The sequence below is a fragment of the Psychroserpens mesophilus genome, from assembly GCF_050617655.1.
In the GTDB taxonomy this organism is placed as follows: domain Bacteria; phylum Bacteroidota; class Bacteroidia; order Flavobacteriales; family Flavobacteriaceae; genus Psychroserpens; species Psychroserpens mesophilus_A.
This window is the reverse complement of sequence record NZ_JBODQC010000345.1, coordinates 1-251: the sequence shown is the minus strand read 5'-3', so window position 1 is coordinate 251 and position 251 is coordinate 1. Positions and strand designations below refer to the sequence as shown.

Below are 251 nucleotides of genomic sequence, written 5' to 3'. Positions count from 1 at the left end.
ACTCTCGGCAATACCGCGGAGGGTAACCGGGATGTGCTGGCTGGCGGGAACGGCCAGGCCGGAGGAAATCCCCGGAATCACGGCGACTTCCATCCCGTGGGCAGCTGCATGGGCCATTTCCTCGGCCCCGCGTCCGAATACAAACGGGTCACCGCCTTTGAGACGGACCACGTGCTTGCCGCCATTGCCCCGGGCGACGATCAGGTCGTTGATCTGGGGTTGCCGATAAGCCACGCAGCCTTTACGCTTCC

1 protein-coding gene is annotated in these 251 nt (G+C 64.1%); it reads right to left on the bottom strand.

All coding sequences use genetic code 11. The features are described from left to right. A partial coding sequence (locus tag ACRHNM_RS17515; RefSeq protein ID WP_431137926.1) for an SAM-dependent methyltransferase occupies positions 1 to 251 on the bottom strand: 251 nt, incomplete at both ends.